At 70.8% G+C, this 18,357-nt stretch carries 15 protein-coding genes; 4 read left to right on the top strand and 11 right to left on the bottom strand.

Features of this window, described 5'->3' with window-relative positions; translation table 11 throughout:
- The first annotated feature begins 64 nt into the window (after positions 1-64).
- Complete coding sequence (locus tag ACFYXC_RS28485; RefSeq protein WP_389554692.1) at positions 65-1,264, top strand: trypsin-like serine peptidase; 1,200 nt, start codon at positions 65-67, stop codon at positions 1,262-1,264.
- Positions 1,265-1,360: 96 nt separating this feature from the next.
- Here the strand turns inward: ACFYXC_RS28485 and hflX are convergent, their stop codons facing one another.
- The 9 genes from hflX to miaB all read right to left on the bottom strand — a co-directional run bounded on the left by hflX (position 1,361) and on the right by miaB (position 13,012).
- Positions 1,361-2,854, bottom strand: coding sequence for a GTPase HflX (gene hflX, locus ACFYXC_RS28480; protein WP_389554690.1), 1,494 nt, complete (start codon positions 2,852-2,854; stop codon positions 1,361-1,363).
- A 180-nt stretch (positions 2,855-3,034) separates the two neighbouring features.
- Complete coding sequence (locus tag ACFYXC_RS28475; protein ID WP_389554688.1) at positions 3,035-4,564, bottom strand: M1 family metallopeptidase; 1,530 nt, start codon at positions 4,562-4,564, stop codon at positions 3,035-3,037.
- 164 nt (positions 4,565-4,728) lie between these two features.
- Positions 4,729-6,861, bottom strand: a complete 2,133-nt coding sequence (locus ACFYXC_RS28470; RefSeq protein ID WP_389554687.1) for a RelA/SpoT family protein — start codon at positions 6,859-6,861, stop codon at positions 4,729-4,731.
- Between the two features lie 169 nt (positions 6,862-7,030).
- Complete coding sequence (gene dapF, locus ACFYXC_RS28465; RefSeq protein WP_389554685.1) at positions 7,031-7,900, bottom strand: diaminopimelate epimerase; 870 nt, start codon at positions 7,898-7,900, stop codon at positions 7,031-7,033.
- A 101-nt stretch (positions 7,901-8,001) separates the two neighbouring features.
- On the bottom strand, positions 8,002-8,523 hold the full coding sequence (locus tag ACFYXC_RS28460) for a hypothetical protein (RefSeq protein WP_389554880.1): 522 nt from the start codon (positions 8,521-8,523) through the stop codon (positions 8,002-8,004).
- A 108-nt stretch (positions 8,524-8,631) separates the two neighbouring features.
- Entirely contained in the window at positions 8,632-9,570 is a 939-nt protein-coding gene (gene miaA / locus ACFYXC_RS28455) for a tRNA (adenosine(37)-N6)-dimethylallyltransferase MiaA (protein WP_388925600.1), read from the bottom strand.
- Between the two features lie 861 nt (positions 9,571-10,431).
- On the bottom strand, positions 10,432-11,160 hold the full coding sequence (locus ACFYXC_RS28450; RefSeq protein WP_389554683.1) for a class III extradiol dioxygenase subunit B-like domain-containing protein: 729 nt from the start codon (positions 11,158-11,160) through the stop codon (positions 10,432-10,434).
- A 34-nt stretch (positions 11,161-11,194) separates the two neighbouring features.
- Positions 11,195-11,461, bottom strand: coding sequence for a hypothetical protein (locus ACFYXC_RS28445; protein ID WP_389554682.1), 267 nt, complete (start codon positions 11,459-11,461; stop codon positions 11,195-11,197).
- 30 nt (positions 11,462-11,491) lie between these two features.
- Positions 11,492-13,012 carry a tRNA (N6-isopentenyl adenosine(37)-C2)-methylthiotransferase MiaB gene (gene miaB, locus ACFYXC_RS28440; RefSeq protein WP_389554681.1) on the bottom strand — a complete coding sequence of 507 codons (1,521 nt, stop codon included), beginning with the start codon at positions 13,010-13,012 and terminating at the stop codon, positions 11,492-11,494.
- 100 nt (positions 13,013-13,112) lie between these two features.
- Between miaB and ACFYXC_RS28435 the strand changes: the two genes are divergently transcribed.
- Complete coding sequence (locus ACFYXC_RS28435) at positions 13,113-14,111, top strand: TAXI family TRAP transporter solute-binding subunit (RefSeq protein ID WP_389554680.1); 999 nt, start codon at positions 13,113-13,115, stop codon at positions 14,109-14,111.
- A gap of 72 nt (positions 14,112-14,183) precedes the next feature.
- Here the strand turns inward: ACFYXC_RS28435 and ACFYXC_RS28430 are convergent, their stop codons facing one another.
- Entirely contained in the window at positions 14,184-15,590 is a 1,407-nt protein-coding gene (locus ACFYXC_RS28430) for an ATP-binding protein (RefSeq protein WP_389554678.1), read from the bottom strand.
- Between the two features lie 9 nt (positions 15,591-15,599).
- On the bottom strand, positions 15,600-16,286 hold the full coding sequence (locus ACFYXC_RS28425) for a response regulator transcription factor (protein WP_388925618.1): 687 nt from the start codon (positions 16,284-16,286) through the stop codon (positions 15,600-15,602).
- A gap of 312 nt (positions 16,287-16,598) precedes the next feature.
- Here ACFYXC_RS28425 and ACFYXC_RS28420 point away from each other — a divergent pair, with 312 nt between their 5' ends.
- Together ACFYXC_RS28420 and ACFYXC_RS28415 are read left to right on the top strand one after the other, a co-directional pair.
- Complete coding sequence (locus ACFYXC_RS28420; protein WP_388925621.1) at positions 16,599-17,375, top strand: amino acid ABC transporter ATP-binding protein; 777 nt, start codon at positions 16,599-16,601, stop codon at positions 17,373-17,375.
- A gap of 59 nt (positions 17,376-17,434) precedes the next feature.
- Positions 17,435-18,283 (top strand): glutamate ABC transporter substrate-binding protein, encoded by an 849-nt coding sequence (locus ACFYXC_RS28415; RefSeq protein ID WP_388925624.1) that lies wholly within the window; start codon positions 17,435-17,437, stop codon positions 18,281-18,283.
- Positions 18,284-18,357: the final 74 nt, after the last annotated feature.

Below are 18,357 nucleotides of genomic sequence, written 5' to 3'. Positions count from 1 at the left end.
CGTTCGCGTTCTTCGCGCCTGCCCGCAGGTGAACAGTGCACGTTCTATCGGGGGTAACGACACCATGCGTTCCACACGTCCGTCCTGTGCCAGGAGTCGCGGGCGGCGCCGCCTTCTCGCGGCCACCGGGCTCGTCGCGGCTCTGGCACTCACCGGGACCGCCTGTGACTCGGGCGACGACAAGGCGGCCGACGCGTCGGCCGCCACCGGGTCCGAGACGTCCGGCTCCGACAAGATCGAGATACCGGCCGACATCGCCGACAGGCTCAAGGAGCACGGCATCGACGTCGACGACTGGAAGGACGGCGAATGGAAGAACTGGGACAAGGACAAGTGGCTCACTGAGGCCCAGGACTTCGTCAATCCGGTGATCGAGGGGCTCTGGAAGCCCGAGCGGATGCGGTCCGCCGAGGACCCGTCGAAGACGATCTCCACGAAGGACGCGGCGGCCGAGCAGGGCGTCAGCGATCCGGCGCCCGCCCCGGTCAGGGCGACACCCGAGAAGACGCCCTACCACGAGAACGCGGCCCCGGTCGGCAAGGTCTTCTTCGACTCGCCCCAGGGCTCGATGGTGTGCTCCGGGACGGTCGTCAAGGATCCGCGCAACCCGGGCAGATCCAACCTCGTGTGGACCGCGGGCCACTGCGTGCACGCGGGCGGTGGCGGCGGCTGGTACCGCAACATCGCCTTCGTGCCCGCCTACAACGACCTCGGCAAGACCGAGGCACAGCTGGGCGACGCCACACAGCAGGAGGTGGCCCCGTACGGCCAGTACTGGGCCGACTGGGCCTCGACCTCCGACGAGTGGATCGCGGGCGGCTCGGAATCGGGCGGCGAGGGTGCCCCGTACGACTACGCGGTGCTGCACGTGAAGCCGGAGTCCGGTTCCAAGTCCCTGGAGGAGACGGTCGGCAACGCGCTGGACGTGGACTTCTCCACGCCTGCCGCCGCGGACGCGGGCGCGATGGGCGCCTGGGGTTACCCCGCCGCGCAGCCGTACGACGGTCTGATCATGCACAAGTGCGTCGATCAGCCCGGCCGGCTCTCGCTCGGCCAAGGGCTGCCGACGATGTACCGCATCGGCTGCACGATGACCGGTGGTTCGTCCGGCGGCGGCTGGTTCCACGTCGTCGGCGGCAAGACCGTGCTCGTCTCGAACACGTCGATCGGCCCGACCGACAGCACCTGGCTCGCGGGTCCGCAGCTGGGCGAGGGCGCCGAGGCGATCTACGACAACATGAGCGAGCAGTACGGCGCCAAGTAGCCGCCCGTAAAGGCTCGTACCCGTCTGCGCGTACGGCGAAGGCCCGCCCCCTGCGAGAGGGGGCGGGCCTTCGGTCTGTCTGCCGGCGTGCGGGGATCAGGCCGCGGGGGCCGGGACGTACGGGGCGAACTCCGCCGCCAGTTCCTCGTGCACCCGCACCTTCAGCAGGGTGCCCTCCGGGGTGTGCTCCTCGGAGAGGACCTCGCCGTCGGAGTGGGCGCGCGCCACCAGCCGTCCGAGCGTGTACGGCACGAGTGCTTCGATCTCGACCGCGGGGTGCGGCAGTTCGACGTCGATGAGCGCGAGCAGCTCCGCGATGCCCTGGCCGGTACGGGCCGACACCGCGATGGAGTGCTTCTCGTTCCGCAGCAGCCGCTGGAGCACCAGCGGGTCGGCCGCGTCCGCCTTGTTGACCACCACGATCTCGGGCACCTTGGTGGCGCCCACGTCGCGGACGACCTCGCGCACGGCGGCCAGCTGCTCCTCCGGCGCCGGGTGCGAACCGTCCACCACGTGCAGGATCAGGTCGGAGTCACCGACCTCCTCCATCGTGGAGCGGAACGCCTCGACGAGGTGGTGCGGCAGGTGCCGTACGAAGCCGACGGTGTCCGCCAGCGTGTACAGCCGCCCGCTCGGGGTCTCGGCCCGGCGCACGGTCGGGTCGAGGGTCGCGAACAGCGAGTTCTCGACGAGCACGCCCGCGCCGGTGAGCCGGTTGAGCAGCGAGGACTTGCCGGCGTTGGTGTAGCCCGCGATCGCGACCGAGGGCACCTTGTTGCGACGGCGCTCCTGGCGCTTGATGTCGCGGCCCGTCTTCATGTCCGCGATCTCCCGGCGCATCTTCGCCATCTTCTCGCGGATACGGCGCCGGTCCGTCTCGATCTTGGTCTCACCGGGTCCACGGGTGGCGAGGCCGCCGCCCGAGCCGCCGCCCATCTGACGGGACAGCGACTGGCCCCAGCCGCGGAGCCTCGGCAGCATGTACTGCATCTGCGCGAGGGCGACCTGCGCCTTGCCCTCCCGGGACTTGGCGTGCTGGGCGAAGATGTCGAGGATCAGGGCCGTGCGGTCGATGACCTTGACCTTGACGACGTCTTCGAGGTGGATGAGCTGGCCCGGCGAGAGCTCACCGTCACAGATGACGGTGTCCGCGCCGGTCTCGAGCACGATGTCCCGCAGCTCGTCGGCCTTGCCGGAACCGATGTACGTGGCCGCGTCGGGCTTGTCCCGGCGCTGGATGACACCGTCGAGCACGAGCGCTCCCGCGGTCTCCGCGAGGGCGGCCAGCTCGGCCAATGAGTTGTCCGCGTCGGTCGCGGTGCCCGAGGTCCACACCCCGACGAGCACCACACGCTCCAGACGGAGCTGCCGGTACTCGACCTCGGTGACGTCCTCGAGCTCGGTGGAGAGACCCGCGACGCGGCGCAGCGCCGCACGCTCGGAACGGTCGAACTGGTCGCCGTCCCGCTCTCCGTCGATCTCGTGGCTCCAGGCGACGTCCTCTTCCATCAGGGCATCGGCCCGAAGACCGTCGGGGTGGTTCTGCGCGAAGCTCTGCGTGTCCTGGGAAGAGAAAGAAGAGGAGGTCATTGGGTCCTTACGTCGGTGGGATACCTGGGTGGCGGACTGTCGTCCGTCACTCCTCACAACGTCCGGGGCCGCCGGGAGATTCCCGGCCGGGGTCGGAGGGTCAGGGCGTCGACCTGAGGCGTCGTCGACGTGACGATGTTCGCACGGCCCGCCTCGTCTCGTCATGCGAATTCCGGGGGGTCACCGGGCACTCTTCGCGCTCTTCCCGGCGGGCGCCGCGCTGCGCCAGTCGGGGTGCCCCGGCATGGGCGGGGTCTTCGGCGCGTACAGCCACGCCTCGAAGAAGCGGCTCAGATCGCGGCCCGCGAAGCCTGAGGCGAGCCGCTCGAAGTCCGTGGTGTCGGCGACCCCGTCCTGGTGGGCGCTCACCCAGGTGCGCTGCAGCTGTTCGAAGGCGGGGCGGCCGATCTCCTCGCGCAGCGCGTACAGGACGAGGGCGCTGCCGTCGTAGACGTTCGGGCGGAAGATGCTGAGCTTCTCGCCGGGCTCGGCCGCCTTCGGGGCGGCCGGCGGACCGCCTGCCGCGCGCCAGGCGTCCGAGGCCCGGTACGCGGCCTTCATGCGCGTCTCCATGGGCCTGCCGGCCTTCTCCTCCGCGTAGAGGGCCTCGTACCAGGTGGCGTGTCCCTCGTTGAGCCACAGGTCGGACCAGGTGCGCGGGGAGACACTGTTGCCGAACCACTGGTGGGCCAGTTCGTGCACCATGATCGATTCGACGTACCACTTGGGGTACTCGGACCGGGTGAAGAGCTCCCGCTCGAAGAGAGACAGCGTCTGTGTCTCCAGTTCGAATCCGGTCCGCGCCTCGGCGATCAGCAGGCCGTACGTCTCGAAGGGGTAGGCGCCGACCTTCTCCTGCATCCAGGCGATCTGGCCGGGCGTCCTCCTGAGCCACGGTTCGAGCCGCTCGCGGTCCTTGGTCGGCACCACGTCGCGTACGGGCAGACCGCCGGGGCCGGTTCGGCGCAGCACGGAGGAGCGGCCGATGGACACCTGGGCCAGTTCGGTGGCCATGGGGTGCTCGGTGCGGTACGTCCAGGTGGTGCCCGTGGCGCGGCGGGTCGATCCCGCGAAGAGCCCGTTGGCGACGGCCGTGTAGCCGTCGGGGGCGGTGACCCGGATGGTGAACATCGCCTTGTCCGAGGGGTGGTCGTTGCTGGGGAAGACGCGGTGTCCGGCGTCGGCCTGGTTGGCCATCGCGAGCCCGTCCGCGGTCCGCACCCAGCCGCTCTGCTGGTCCTCCGTGGACACCGGGTTGCTGTCGTGCCGCACGGTGACCCGCATCGTGTCGCCGTAGCGCAGGGGTTTCGCGGGAGTGACGACCAGGTCCTCGCCTGCGCTCCGGAACTCCGCGGGGTCGCCGTCGACCGCGACGGACCGCACTGTCCCGTGCGAGTAGTCGAGGTTGAATCGCTCCAGTCGGTCCACCGTCGTGCGGGCTTCGACGACGGTGACGGCCGGGAGCGGCTTGCTGTTGCTGCCGGGGTAGGTGAAGGCCAGGTCGTACGCCGTGACGTCGTAGCCGGGGTTGCCCAGGTGCGGGAAGAGGCGGTCGCCGATACCGAGCGGCGAGGGGGCGGGGGCGCTCGCGGCGATGAGGCAGACGGAGGCGGCGGAAGCGATGCAGGCCACCCGGAGGCGGCGCCGACGCTGTCGGGTGGGCTCGGGGGCGGGGGGTGCGGTGTGGGAGGTCGTGCGAGTACGCAGCATGGATCACCGCTATCAGCGCGTGCCCTCGGGGCGGTGACGGCTCGCGTCGGAGGCACCCGAACGGGCGCTCGCGCGTAGCTCCGAGGGGCCCGCGCGACGGTTCGTCGTGGGGTGCCGTTGTCGGGGCATGCCGCTGCCGGACCGTTCCTGTCCGGCGGGGGGGTCTACGGGGTGGGCGATGGGTGGTGGGCCCGGGTCACGTCGAAGACACCCGGCACGTTGCGCATCGCGCGCATCAGGGCGGGGAGGTGTGCGGCGTCCGGGAGCTGGAGGGTGTAGGTGTGGCGTACGCGCTGCTGGCTGGGCGGTTCGACGGTCGCCGAGACGATGGCGACGCCTTCCAGGGCGATGGCTTCGGTGAGGTCGGCGAGGAGGTGCGGACGTCCGAAGGACTCGGCGAAGAGCGTGACCCGGCACTCGCTGATGTCGCCCCAGCGCACTTCGACCTCCGCGCGCTGAGCGCTCTTCATCCGCGCCACCGCCGCGCACTCCACGCGGTGCACGGTCACCACTCCCCCGCGCACGGCGAACCCGGTGATCGCGTCGGGCGGTACGGGCGTGCAGCACCCGGCGAGACGTACGGTCGCGCCGGGCCGGTCGACGACGACGTCCGCGGCGGCCGGGCGGGCGGCGGGCCCCTCGGCGGCCGGGCGACGGGTCGCGGCGGGGGCCTCGGACGGGGTGGCCGGCGCCGGGTGCGCGGCCAGCCAGCGGGTGATGGCGATCCGGGCGACGGGCGTGTGGGCGTGCTCCAGCCACTCCCTGGAGGGCTCCGAGGCCGGGTCCTGGCCCATGAGGAGCTGGACGGTGTCCCCGTCGCTCAGGACGGTGCTCAGCCTCGCCAGACGGCCGTTGACGCGGGCGCCGATACAGGCGTGCGCGTCCTCGCCGTACTGGGCGTACGCGGCGTCCACGCAGCTGGCCCCCGCGGGCAGCCCGAGGGTGCCGCCGTCGGGCCGGAAGACGGTGATCTCGCGGTCCTGGGCGAGGTCCTCGCGCAGGGTGGACCAGAACGTGTCGGGGTCCGGGGCGGCCTCCTGCCAGTCGAGGAGCCGGGACAGCCAGCCGGGACGGGTGGGGTCGGCGCGCTCGCCGTCGGCGGGCCGGGTGCCGCCGCCGTCCGTCGGTTCGTCCGCGGGCGAGGCGTACGGGTTGCCGAGCGCGATGACACCGGCCTCGGCGACCTTGTGCATCTGGTGCGTACGGATGAGGACCTCGGCGACCTGGCCGTCGGGGCGGGCCACGGCGGTGTGCAGCGACTGGTACAGGTTGAACTTGGGGACGGCGATGAAGTCCTTGAACTCCGACACCACCGGGGTGAGACAGGTGTGCAGTTCGCCGAGGACGCCGTAGCAGTCGGCGTCCTCGTTCACCAGGACCAGCAGGCGTCCGAAGTCGGCGCCCCTCATCTCGCCGCGCTTGCGCGAGGTGCGGTGCACGGAGACGAAGTGCCGTGGCCTGATGAGGACTTCGGCCTGCAGACCGGCCTCGCGCAGGACCCCGCGCACCTCTTCGGCGATCTCGGCGAGGGGGTCGTCGGTGCGGGAGGCGTTCCGCACGATGAGTTCGCGGGTGTGGGCGTACTCCCCGGGGCGCAGGATCGCGAAGACGAGGTCCTCCAGCTCGGTCTTGAGCGCCTGCACCCCCAGACGCTCGGCGAGCGGGATGAGGACGTCCTTGGTCACCTTGGCGATGCGCTCCTGTTTCTCGGGGCGCATGACTCCGAGGGTGCGCATGTTGTGCAGCCGGTCGGCGAGCTTGATCGACATCACGCGTACGTCGCTGCCGGTGGCGACGAGCATCTTGCGGAACGTCTCGGGTTCGGCGGCCGCTCCGTAGTCGACCTTCTCCAGTTTCGTGACGCCGTCGACGAGGTAGCGGACCTCCTCGCCGAACTCGGCGCGGACCTGATCGAGCGTCACTTCCGTGTCCTCGACGGTGTCGTGGAGGAGGGAGGCGGTCAAGGTCGTGGTCTCCGCGCCGAGTTCGGCGAGGATCAGCGTCACGGCGAGCGGGTGCGTGATGTACGGCTCGCCGCTCTTGCGCATCTGGCCGCGGTGCGAGGACTCGGCGAGGACGTACGCGCGGCGCAGGGGGTCCAGGTCGGCGTCGGGGTGGTGGGCCCGGTGGGCCTCGACCACGTGGCCGATCGCGTCGGGCAGCCGGTCGCGGGCTGCGGGTCCCAGGAGAGCGGCCCGGCCGAGGCGCCGCAGGTCGATCCGGGGGCGGCCCCGCCTGCGCTGTGCCGCGGGCGTGATGGGGCCGGGCGTCGCGGGGTTCGTGGCCTCCGCACTCATGGGCACCTCCGGCTGCGTTGACCGGCGGACGGGGCGCCCCATGGCGTACGCGGCTCTGGGGATGGCGTCGTTCCCCCGTCCGGGCCGGTCCTTGATGCTACCGAGCCCACCACGTGCGACCGACCGCCTCTCGCCCAGCGTGAAACGGATCACCCATTCGAGCGAAGGTTCAGGGGGTCACGGTTTCGAACCACTCGGCGTCGATCTCACCCTCTGCGACGATCACCGCGGGCCCGGTCATCTCGATCTCGCCGTCGGGCCGCTCGGTGATCACGAGCCGGCCGCCGGGCACGTCGACGGTGTATGTGGCGGCATTACCGGTCACGGCGGGGTCGACACCGTCCCTGCGAGCCGCTGCCACGGCCACGGCGCACGCCCCTGTGCCGCACGATCTCGTCTCGCCGGAACCCCGCTCATGGACACGCAGAGCAACGTGATGAAGGCCACGGTCGACGACGAACTCCACGTTCACGCCGTCCGGGTAAGCGGACAGGGGGCTGAACGGCGGCGGGGCGTACAGACGTCCGGCGTGGTCGAGGTCCTCGACGAAGGCGACGGCGTGCGGGTTTCCCATGTTCACGTTACGGGTGGGCCAGGTGCGGTCGCCGACGGTCACGGTGACGTCCCCTTCGGGGAGGAGCGCCTTGCCCATGCCGACCGTGATGTCGCCCTCCTTGGCGATGTGCACGGCCTTGATGCCCCCGCGCGTGGCCACCGCGAGATCGCCTTCGGCCACGTGTCCGGCGCGCTGGAGATAGCGGGCGAACACCCGCACTCCGTTGCCGCACATCTCCGCGACCGATCCGTCGCCGTTGCGGTAGTCCATGAACCATTCCGCTTCCGCCGCCATCGACCGGGCCTCGGGGTGCGCCGCGGACCGGACGACGTGCAGCAGACCGTCCCCGCCGATGCCCGCGCGGCGGTCGCACAGGGCGGCGACGGTGGCCGGGGGCAGGTCGATGATGTTCTCGGGATCCGGGACGATCACGAAGTCGTTCTCGGTCCCGTGCCCCTTGAGGAAGGCGATCCGCGTGCTCATGTCCCGATCGTAAGGGGTGGGTACGACAGTCCGGCCGGTCGGCCCGGGGGGCCGCACCACGCGCGGACCGGCCGTCGGGCCGGCAGGGCTGTGGGAGTGGCTCAGCGCAGGCGCGCCACGCGCCACACGGCGAGCACCACGACCGCGGCGACGACCACGGTGTACGCGATCACGACACGCCAGTCCGGGCGACGGCCGGAGCCGCGCGGCGGCAGGCCGGGCCAGGTGTAACCCACCCGGCGGGCGGCCATCATGCCCCAGCCGGCGGCACAGGAGCAGATGAGCAGACCGAGCATGGCGATCATGGCGCCGCTGTCGCCGAAGTCGAAGGCCAGCGGGAAGGCGAACATCAGGGAGCCGAGTGCGGCCAGGCTCACGATGGGAGCGAGCTGCCAGATGCGCAGGCGGCGCTGCGGGCGCAGCTCGACCTCGACCTCGGGTCCCGCGAACATCTCGTCGGGCTCGGGCCCGTCGGCGGTCACACCGCCGGTGGTGTCGTCGGGTCCGTCCGGGCTCAGCCGGCCCCCGTCGGGGTCCTGCGGGTCCATCCCGGTGTCGTGCGCCCCGCCGGTGACGGCGCTGTGCTCCGTGCCTGGTGCGGTGTCACGAGGGCCGGCCTCCATCGCCACGCGCCCTCCCCACTCGGACTCCACTTGGTCGATCGAAGCTCGATGATGGCACGGCCTCGGATGCCCGGATGACGGCCGGAGCGTCCCGATGCCATGACGTGATCAGGCTGTGACCGGTCCTTCGACCAACGCCACTGCGAGCTGCGGAAGTTCCCTGCGGTCCGCCGCGGCCCCACTGAGCCAATGCACCCGTGGGTCGCGTCTGAACCAGGAATCCTGACGGCGCGCGAAGCGCTTGGTGGCACGTACGGTCTCGGTTCGCGCCTCGTCCTCGGTGCAGTCCCCGGCCAGCGCCGCGAGCATCTGCTGGTAGCCGAGGGCGCGCGACGCCGTACGCCCCTCGCGCAACCCTTGCGCCTCCAGTGCGCGCACTTCCTCGACGAGGCCGCCCTCCCACATGCGGTCCACGCGGCGGGCGATGCGTTCGTCGAGTTCGGGGCGCGCCACGTCGACGCCGATCTGCAGGGTGTCGTAGACGGAGTCGTGCCCCGGGAGGTTGGCGGTGAAGGGCTTGCCGGTGATCTCGATGACCTCCAGGGCCCGGACGATGCGGCGGCCGTTGCTCGGCAGGATCGCGTGGGCCGCCTCGGGGTCGGCGACGGCTAGCCGGGCGTGCAGGGCGCCGGAGCCCCGCAGGGTGAGTTCCTCCTCCAGGCGGGCCCGCACCTCGGGATCCGTGCCGGGGAACTCGAGGTTGTCCACGGCCCCGCGGACGTACAGGCCGGAGCCGCCGACGAGGATCGGCCAGCGGCCCTGGGCGAGCAGCTCGTCGATGCGTACGCGCGCGAGCCGCTGGTACTCGGCGACGCTCGCCGTCACCGTCACGTCCCAGATGTCGAGGAGGTGATGCGGGATGCCGCCGCGCTCCTCGGGCGTCAGCTTGGCGGTGCCGATGTCCATCCCCCGGTAGAGCTGCATCGAGTCCGCGTTGACGACCTCACCGCCGAGGTGCAGGGCCAGGTGGACGCCTAGATCGGACTTTCCGGCCGCGGTGGGACCCACGACGGCGATGACCCGCGGAGCGGGAGCTGCTCTACTCACCCCGTCAGTCTCGCAAACCTCGGGGCCACTTCTCGAACGAGCTACGTGACGGCACGGGGGCGGGGTCGTTGCCTGTTGCGAGGTTCCAGCCGCCGGTTTTGAGGACCGGTGACCCCGGGCGACGCAATGGAACGCACCGGGCGACGCGGGATTTCGCCCACACGAGTAGGTTATGGAGACGATATGGGCGTTTTTGCACGGCTTTTTGGTAAGGACAGGCCGAAGCCCACGGGGTCGGAAGAGGCGTCAGCCGCGGAGGCGCCGAGTGATGTTCCGACCGCCGCGTCTGTGGTGGAGGCGGAAGCGGGAGTGGTCTCGGGCTCGACCGAGTCCGAAGCGGACGTCAAGGTTGTCGGGACCGGGTCACGGGCTGAGTCCGGGGGCGCATCTGGATCCGGGTCCGCGTCCGGCTCCGGCTCCGGGGCGGACTCGGAGTCTGCGAGTGCGCCGGTGCCTGTGACGGCGTCGGCGGAGGCCGGTGAGTCCGCGGCCGAGGCCGTCGGGATTCCCAAGCAGCAGTCCGCCGCGAAGGTGGGCGACAGCGACGTGGTCGAGGGCGCCGGCAAGTGACCGGTTCCGCGGCTTCGGCGGTGGCGCTGTCTGTCTTCTGAGCGGCGGTTGTGTCGGTGGGCGGCCTCGGAGCGGGTGCTCTCGGGTCGTCCGCCGGGCCCTCCGGGCGACGGCCGTCCCGACGACGGCCGTCCCGGCGGGATTGCGGCTGCGGGTGCGTTGTGGCTGAGCGCGCCGTTCCCCGCGCCCCTTACGGGGCCCCAGCCCCACGGCGGGATTGCGGCTGCCGGTGCGTCGTGGCTGAGCACGCCGTTCCCCGCGCCCCTTGCGGGGTCCCCGGCGGGGTGGGGGTTAGGACCAGGTCGCGACGAGGTAGCCGACGCCGTAGGGGGCGTCCTCGTACAGCAGGGTGCCCTTCAGGGGGGTGCTGTTCGCCGCTCCTGCCAGGATCTGCCAGGGGGCCCGGCCGGAGGCTTTCAGTTCGTGGGCCAGGTCGGGGTCCAGGGCCGTGAGGGCCGCCACGTCCGCCGTGCCCAGCGCACGCGCGACCTCCGCGTCGAAGCCTGCCGCCCGTTCGTCCAGGTAGCCCGGCGCCTTGAGCGTGCGGCACGCGCTGGCGTCGCCCATCACCAGCAGCGCCACCCTTCCGGTCCGGGCGGCTAGATGCTCCCCGGTCCGGAGGCACCGCTCGGCGGGGAGGGCTTCCTCCACGCCGAGGCCCTCGACGGGTGCGGCGGACCAGTTCGTACGACCGAGCAGCCAGGCGGCGACCGCCAGCGAGGCGGGAAGGGGCGAGGGCCCTGCCGGGTTCTCCGGCGCCCCGGCCGCGTCTCCGCCGAGCCGCACCTCGACGTCCACGCCGAAGCCGCGGAACGAGCCGCGGGAGCCCTCGGGGTACGGTCCGCGCCCGTCCTCACCGGCGGGGCCGACGACCACCAGCCGGTCCGGGCGCGCGGCGGCCAGTACCCCCAGGGCGTCCGTGCAGGCGGCACGCGCCGCGTCCAGTTCGGGTGCGGCCCCCGCGGCGACGTCGGGCACGAGGAGCGGCGGGCAGGGGCACACGGCGGCGGCGACAAGCATGATCGGCAGCGTAACCCCGCGCGGCAGCCGGGCGTCACTCCTCGATGAGCACGTCCGTGAGGTCGATGACGGTGAGGAGGAGCACCACGAGTTTGCCGTCGCTGATCACGTACTCGACGAACAGGTTCCGCGACAGCGCTATCTCACGGGTCGCCTCGTCGCTGCCCACGGGATGGGACAGCTTGTGCCGCGGGTCGGTGACGAGTATGGCCAGGCCGCGGTCCAGGATCTCCCGGCGGTCGGCGGAAAGGCTGTCCCGCACGCGTGCGGCGCGTTCGGTGAACTCCACGCTGTACGGCACGAGGGACCCCTTTCCCGGCCCGGGACGCGGTCAGTCGCAGCCGCAGCCGGTGCCCACGGCGACGGGCAGCGGTTCGGGCGCGCCGATTTTCGGCAGCCCCAGCATGACGCCGGCGGGCTTGGCGGCCGCGGCGGCGTTGCGCTTCTCCCAGGCGTCCCCCGCGCGCGTGCGGCGCACGTCGAGGACGGCGCCCTCGGCGAGCAGGTGGTGCGGGGCGGCGTACGTGATCTCGACGGTGACGACGTCGCCGGGGCGGACCTCGGTGTCCGGTTTGGTGAAGTGCACCAGGCGGTTGTCGGGGGCGCGGCCGGAGAGCCGGTGCGTGGCGCCGTCCTTGCGGCCCTCCCCCTCGGCGACCATCAGCTCCAGCGTGCGGCCGACCTGCTTCTTGTTCTCGTCCCAGGAGATCTGCTCCTGGAGGGCGACGAGGCGCTCGTAGCGCGCCTGCACGACCTCCTTGGGGATCTGCCCCTCCATGGTGGCCGCGGGGGTGCCGGGGCGCTTGGAGTACTGGAACGTGAACGCCTGCGCGAAACGGGCCTCGCGGACCGCGTGCAGGGTCTGCTCGAAGTCCTCCTCGGTCTCGCCGGGGAAGCCCACGATGATGTCGGTGGTGATCGCGGCGTGCGGGATCGCGGCGCGCACCTTGTCGATGATCCCGAGGAACCGCTCCTGGCGGTAGGAGCGGCGCATCGCCTTGAGGACGGTGTCCGAACCGGACTGCATGGGCATGTGCAGCTGCGGCATGACGTTCGGTGTCTCGGCCATCGCGGCGATGACGTCGTCCGTGAAGTCGCGGGGGTGCGGGGAGGTGAACCGCACGCGCTCCAGGCCGTCGATCTTCCCGCAGGCCCGCAGGAGCTTGCCGAACGCCTCGCGGTCGCCGATGTCGGAGCCGTAGGCGTTGACGTTCTGCCCGAGCAGGGTGATCTCGGAGACGCCCTCGCCGACGAGGGCCTCGATCTCGGCGAGGATGTCGCCGGTCCTGCGGTCCTTCTCCTTGCCGCGCAGCGCCGGGACGATGCAGAAGGTGCAGGTGTTGTTGCAGCCGACGGAGATGGAGACCCAGGCGGCGTACGCGCTCTCGCGGCGGGTCGGCAGCGTCGACGGGAACGCCTCGAGCGACTCGGCGATCTCGACCTGTGCCTCTTCCTGGACGCGGGCGCGTTCCAGGAGGACGGGGAGTTTGCCGATGTTGTGCGTACCGAAGACGACGTCCACCCAGGGCGCCCTCTTCACGATGGTGTCGCGGTCCTTCTGGGCGAGACAGCCGCCCACCGCGATCTGCATGCCGGGCCGCTTCGTCTTCATCGGCGCGAGCCTGCCGAGGTTCCCGTAGAGACGGTTGTCGGCGTTCTCCCGTACGGCGCAGGTGTTGAAGACGACGACGTCGGCGTCACCGTCGGAGCCGTCGGGAGCGCGTACGTAACCGGCGTCCTCCAGCAGCCCCGAGAGCCGCTCGGAGTCGTGGACGTTCATCTGACATCCGTAAGTGCGCACTTCATACGTTCTCGTCAGGTCCACTGCCCGGCTCCGGTCGCTGCTGCTCATGTGACAAGGGTAGGTGGTGCCCCGGGTACGTCCCGCCCGGGCGCCGCGGGCCCGGTGCCGCCCTGGTCATCCGGGCCGGTGAGCTGGCAGGATCGCGCGCATGTTCCCGGCACTCACCCAGATCGGCCGCCGCCGAGCCCTCCAGGGCTCGGCCGCCGCCTTCGTGGCCTTCGGGCTGCTGTTGTGGTGGCTGCTGCCCCTGGGCGAGAGCTCACCGGACGGAAAGGTCGTCTTCAGTACGGGGACGCGCACCGGGGTGTACCAGCTGTACGGGCAGCTGCTGGAGGAGGCCCTCGACAAGGACATGCCGCGTCTGGACGTGGACCTGAGGCCGAGCGAGGGCTCGCTGGAGAACGTGGAGCGGGTGGCGACCGGACAGGCCGACTTCACCATCGCGGCGGCCGACGCGGTCGAGAAGTACAAGGACGCCGGCGGACGCGGCGCGGACCTGCTGCGCGGCTGCGCGCGGCTGTACGACGACTACGTGCACGTGGTCGTCCCCCGTAAGTCGTCCGTGCGCTCCATCGCGGAGCTGAGGGGTCTGCGGGTGGCCGTGGGACAGCCCGGTTCCGGGGTGCGCCTGATCGCGGATCATGTGCTGGGAGCGGCCGGGATCGATCCGAAGAAGGACATCCGGCCGGTGTCGGCGGGTATCGCGGACGCGACGGACATGCTGAAGGCGGGGGAGATCGACGCGTTCTTCTGGTCCGGCGGTCTCCCGACCACCGCCGTATCCGATCTCTCGGACAGCTTCGACATCCAGCTGGTCCCGATCGAGGCAGACCTGGTCGCGAAGCTGCACAAGCCGGGCACGGGGTCCAGCTACTACCGGTCCGCCCTCATGCCGGCCGACGCCTATCACCGGGCCCAGGACGGTATCGCCGTACCCACGGTGGCGGTGGCGAACCTGCTGGTGACGCGGGCCGGGACGGACGCGACCCTCACGGAGGGAGTGACCCGCACGGTGATCAACAGCCGTGACCGCATCGGCGAGGAGGTGCATGCCGCCCAGCGCGTGGACCTGCGGACCGCGATCTACACGGACCCCCTGGACCTGCACGGAGGCGCGCAGCGCTACTACCGCTCGGTCAAGCCGTAACGGCGGCGCTGCGACAGGCCCGGCCTCCCGGCGCTCGACGGCGAGGGCACCGCAAGGCCCCTGTACGCCCGCTCAGGCGCCCGGCATCGTCCGCGGGACCGTGACCGTCACCTTCAGCCCGTGCGGCTCGTGGTGCGCGTACGCGATGGATCCGCCGCCCGCGGAGAGCAGGGCCCGCGAGATCGACAGGCCGAGGCCCGAGCCCTTGATGTTCTGGTGGCCGGCGCTGCGCCAGAAGCGGTCGCCGACGCGGGTCAGGTCCTCGTCGCTCAGACCGGGCCCGCGGTCGGTGACGACGATCGTCGAGACCTCGCCGTTGGAGGCCACCACGACCTCGACGGACTCCCCTTCGGGCGTGAACTTCAGCGCGTTGTCGATGACCGCGTCCAGGGCGCTGGACAGCGCCACCGGGTCGGCCCAGGCCGTCGTGGCGGGGCAGGTCCCGACGAGCCGTACGCCCTTGTCGTCGGCGTAGGGCGCCCAGGACGCCACGCGTTCGGCGGTGAGCTCGCCGATGTCGGTGAGCCGCAGGTCCGCCTCGGCGTGCTCGGCGAGGGCGAGGTCGAGGAGGTCGTCCAGGACCTGGGCGAGGCGTTTGCCCTCGGTGCGGACGGCGGTGATCTCCTCGTTGCCCTCGGGCAGCTCCAGAGCGAGCAGTTCGATGCGCAGCAGCAGGGCCGACAGGGGGTTGCGCAGTTGGTGCGAGGCGTCGGCGACGAAGGCGCGCTGCTGTTCCAGGACGTCCTCGACGTTGTCGGCCATCTCGTTGAACGACCGGGCCAGGCGTCTGAGCTCCGGTGGTCCCCCGGCGGCGGCGACCCTGGACTTCAGGCGGCCGGTCGCGATGTCGTGGGTGGTGGCGTCGAGGACGCGTACGGGCCGCAGCACCCAGCCGGTCAGGCGCAGCGCGGCGCCGAGCGCGAGGAGCATCGCGGCGACCTCGCCGACGCCGATGACGAGCCAGCCGTGCAGGATCCTCGACCGCATCTGGCCGGTGGGCGAGTCCGTGACCACGACCGCGACGACGTCACCGTCACGGATGACGGGGGACGCGACGACGAGACGGTCCCGCTGCCACGGCCAGACCTGCTCGGGGTCGTGGCTGCGGCGGCTCTGGAGCGCTTCGTCGAAGGCGCCGCGCACCTCGCCGTCCGCCGGGAGGTACCAGTTCAGCGGCGCGTTCGCCATGACGTCCTCGTCGCGGTAGAAGACGCCGGCGTTGATCCCGTACAGCTCCTGGTAGGTCTCGAGTTCCTGCAGGAGCGTCTCGCCGCGCTGTTCCGTGGGGCCGACCCGTGATCCCTCCGGGCGGTCGGCCACGAACTGGGCCAGGGACGCGAAGCGGGCCGTGTCGTCGATCCGGTCGACGACCACGTTCTGCTGCTGGGCCGCCGCCAGGCTCACGGCGAGGGGGACGCCCAGGGCGAGCAGGATGGCCGCCATCAGGACGATGAGCAGAGGGAGAAGGCGTGTGCGCACCCGGGCCCGCTACGCGGCGGGCGCGACGAGCCGGTATCCGACGCCGCGCACGGTCTCGATCAGGGCCGGCATGCGCAGCTTGGAACGCAGCGACGCGACGTGCACCTCCAGGGTGCGGCCCGTCCCCTCCCAGCTGGTGCGCCAGACCTCGCTGATGATCTGCTCCCGCCGGAACACCACACCGGGCCGCTGTGCCAGGAGCGCCAGCAGGTCGAACTCCTTGCGGGTCAGCTGGACGACCGCACCGTCGACGCTGACCTGGCGGGTGGGCAGTTCGATGCGCACGGGCCCGAGGTGCAGCGCGTCGTCGCCGGGGGACGCCGTGTCGCCCGGGACCGTACGCCGGCTGACCGCGTGGATACGGGCGAGGAGCTCGCCGGTGTCGTAGGGCTTCACCACGTAGTCGTCGGCGCCGAGGTTGAGGCCATGGATCCGGGAGCGTACGTCGGCCCGCGCAGTGACCATGATCACGGGCGTGCTGGTCCGCTTGCGGATCTTGCCGCAGACCTCGTACCCGTCCTGGTCGGGCAGGCCGAGGTCGAGGAGCACCACTCCGAAGCCGGCGCCTTCCGGGACGAGCGCCTGAAGGGCCTCCTCGCCGCTGCGGGCGTGGGTGACCGCGAAGCCGTGCCGGGCGAGGACCGCGGACAGCGCGGCGGCGACGTGGTTGTCGTCCTCGACGAGGAGCAGTCTCATTACGGCCCCCTTCGGTTCATCAGTCGTATGTTCTGACCGGATAGACATGCGTTCCGGGTGGGTGGACAGCGGATGGACTGGGCACGCGCGCGTGTCCCCTGGCAGTCAGGCCGATGGACGCGGACGGCGTCAAGCGTGTGCGGGGCGCGGCCCACTTCCGTTACGCAGCCGGTACGCGCCCGAGGCGGCCTTCACGAAGAGTGTCTGTTTGCCGCCGGATCGTTATGCTCAATTTCCCCTCAGATGTAATGACGCTGGTCGTGCCGCGTTACTACTGTCCTCCGCAACCGAGGAGGACGGAGCTAGAGGCCGATGACCGAAGTATCGGTGACCAAGGACGCCGTACCCACGGCCGAGGATCTGGTCGTACTGAAGAACGTCAACAAGCACTTCGGTGCGCTGCACGTACTTCAGGACATCGATCTGACCATCGCCCGTGGTGAGGTTGTCGTGGTCATCGGACCCTCCGGGTCCGGAAAGTCCACCCTGTGCCGCGCGATCAACCGCCTGGAGTCGATCGAGTCGGGTTCCATCACGATCGACGGAAAGCCGCTGCCCGAGGAGGGCAAGGCACTCGCCCGTCTGCGTGCCGACGTCGGCATGGTCTTCCAGTCCTTCAACCTGTTCGCGCACAAGACCGTGCTCGAAAACGTGATGCTGGGCCAGCTCAAGGTCCGCAAGACGGACAAGAAGGACGCCGAGGACAAGGCTCGCGCGCTGCTCGACCGGGTGGGCGTCTCCGCCCAGGCGGACAAGTACCCGGCGCAGCTCTCCGGCGGGCAGCAGCAGCGTGTCGCGATCGCCCGCGCGCTGGCGATGGGCCCCAAGATCATGCTCTTCGACGAGCCGACCTCGGCTCTCGACCCGGAGATGATCAACGAGGTCCTGGAAGTCATGCAGCAGCTCGCGCGTGACGGGATGACGATGGTCGTCGTCACCCACGAGATGGGATTCGCCCGTTCGGCCGCCAACCGCGTCGTCTTCATGGCGGACGGACGGATCGTCGAAGAGGCTGTGCCGGACCAGTTCTTCAGCAATCCGCGCAGCGACCGGGCGAAGGACTTCCTGTCGAAGATCCTGCATCACTGACGATCTACGTCACCCGCACCGCCGGATCGCACTTCTTCACCACTCAAAGGATGTTCACCATGAAGCTCCGTAAGGTCACCGCCGCCTCGGCCGCCGTCCTCGCCCTCGCTGTCGCCGCCACCGCGTGCGGTTCCGACGACAAGGACGACAGCGGTTCCTCGTCCAGCAGCGGCTCCGGCAACAAGAAGATCACCATCGGCATCAAGTTCGACCAGCCCGGCATCGGCCAGAAGACGCCGGACGGCTACGCGGGCTTCGACGTCGACGTCGCGACGTACGTCGCCAAGGAGCTCGGCTACGGCGAGGACCAGATCCAGTGGAAGGAGGCAAAGAGCGCCGACCGCGAGACCATGCTCCAGCGTGGTGACGTCGACTTCATCGCCGCCTCCTACTCGATCAACGACGAGCGCGCGGCGAAGGTCGACTTCGCCGGCCCGTACCTCCTCGCCCACCAGGACGTGCTGGTCCGCGCCGACGACAAGTCGATCAAGGCGCCGGAGGACCTCAACAGCAAGAAGCTGTGTTCGGTGACCGGCTCGACCTCGGCGCAGAACGTCAAGGACAAGCTCGCCCCGAAGGCCCAGCTGCAGCAGTACCCGACGTACTCGGCCTGTCTGACCGGTCTGCAGAGTGGCGCCATCGACGCGCTGACCACGGACGACTCGATCCTCGCCGGTTACGCCTCGCAGTCGAACTTCAAGGGCAAGTTCAAGCTCGGCGGCTTCAAGATGACGAACGAGAACTACGGCATCGGCGTCAAGAAGGGCAGTGACCTCAAGGGCAAGATCGACACGGCCCTGGAGAAGATGGTTTCCGACAAGTCGTGGGACAAGGCGGTGGAGGCCAACTTCGGTCCGGCCGAGTACAAGAACGAGCCCGCCCCGAAGATCGGCAACGTCGTCAAGTAAAGCGGGATCCGACCTGACTGGTGCGCCGTCCTCCTGGGGCGGCGCACCAGTCAGGAGGAGCCCTCCCCACACGC

This window comes from Streptomyces sp. NPDC002701 (genome assembly GCF_042889045.1).
Classification (GTDB): domain Bacteria; phylum Actinomycetota; class Actinomycetes; order Streptomycetales; family Streptomycetaceae; genus Streptomyces.
Note: the sequence above shows the minus strand (reverse complement) of the source record. Positions and strands in the feature narration are given on the sequence as shown.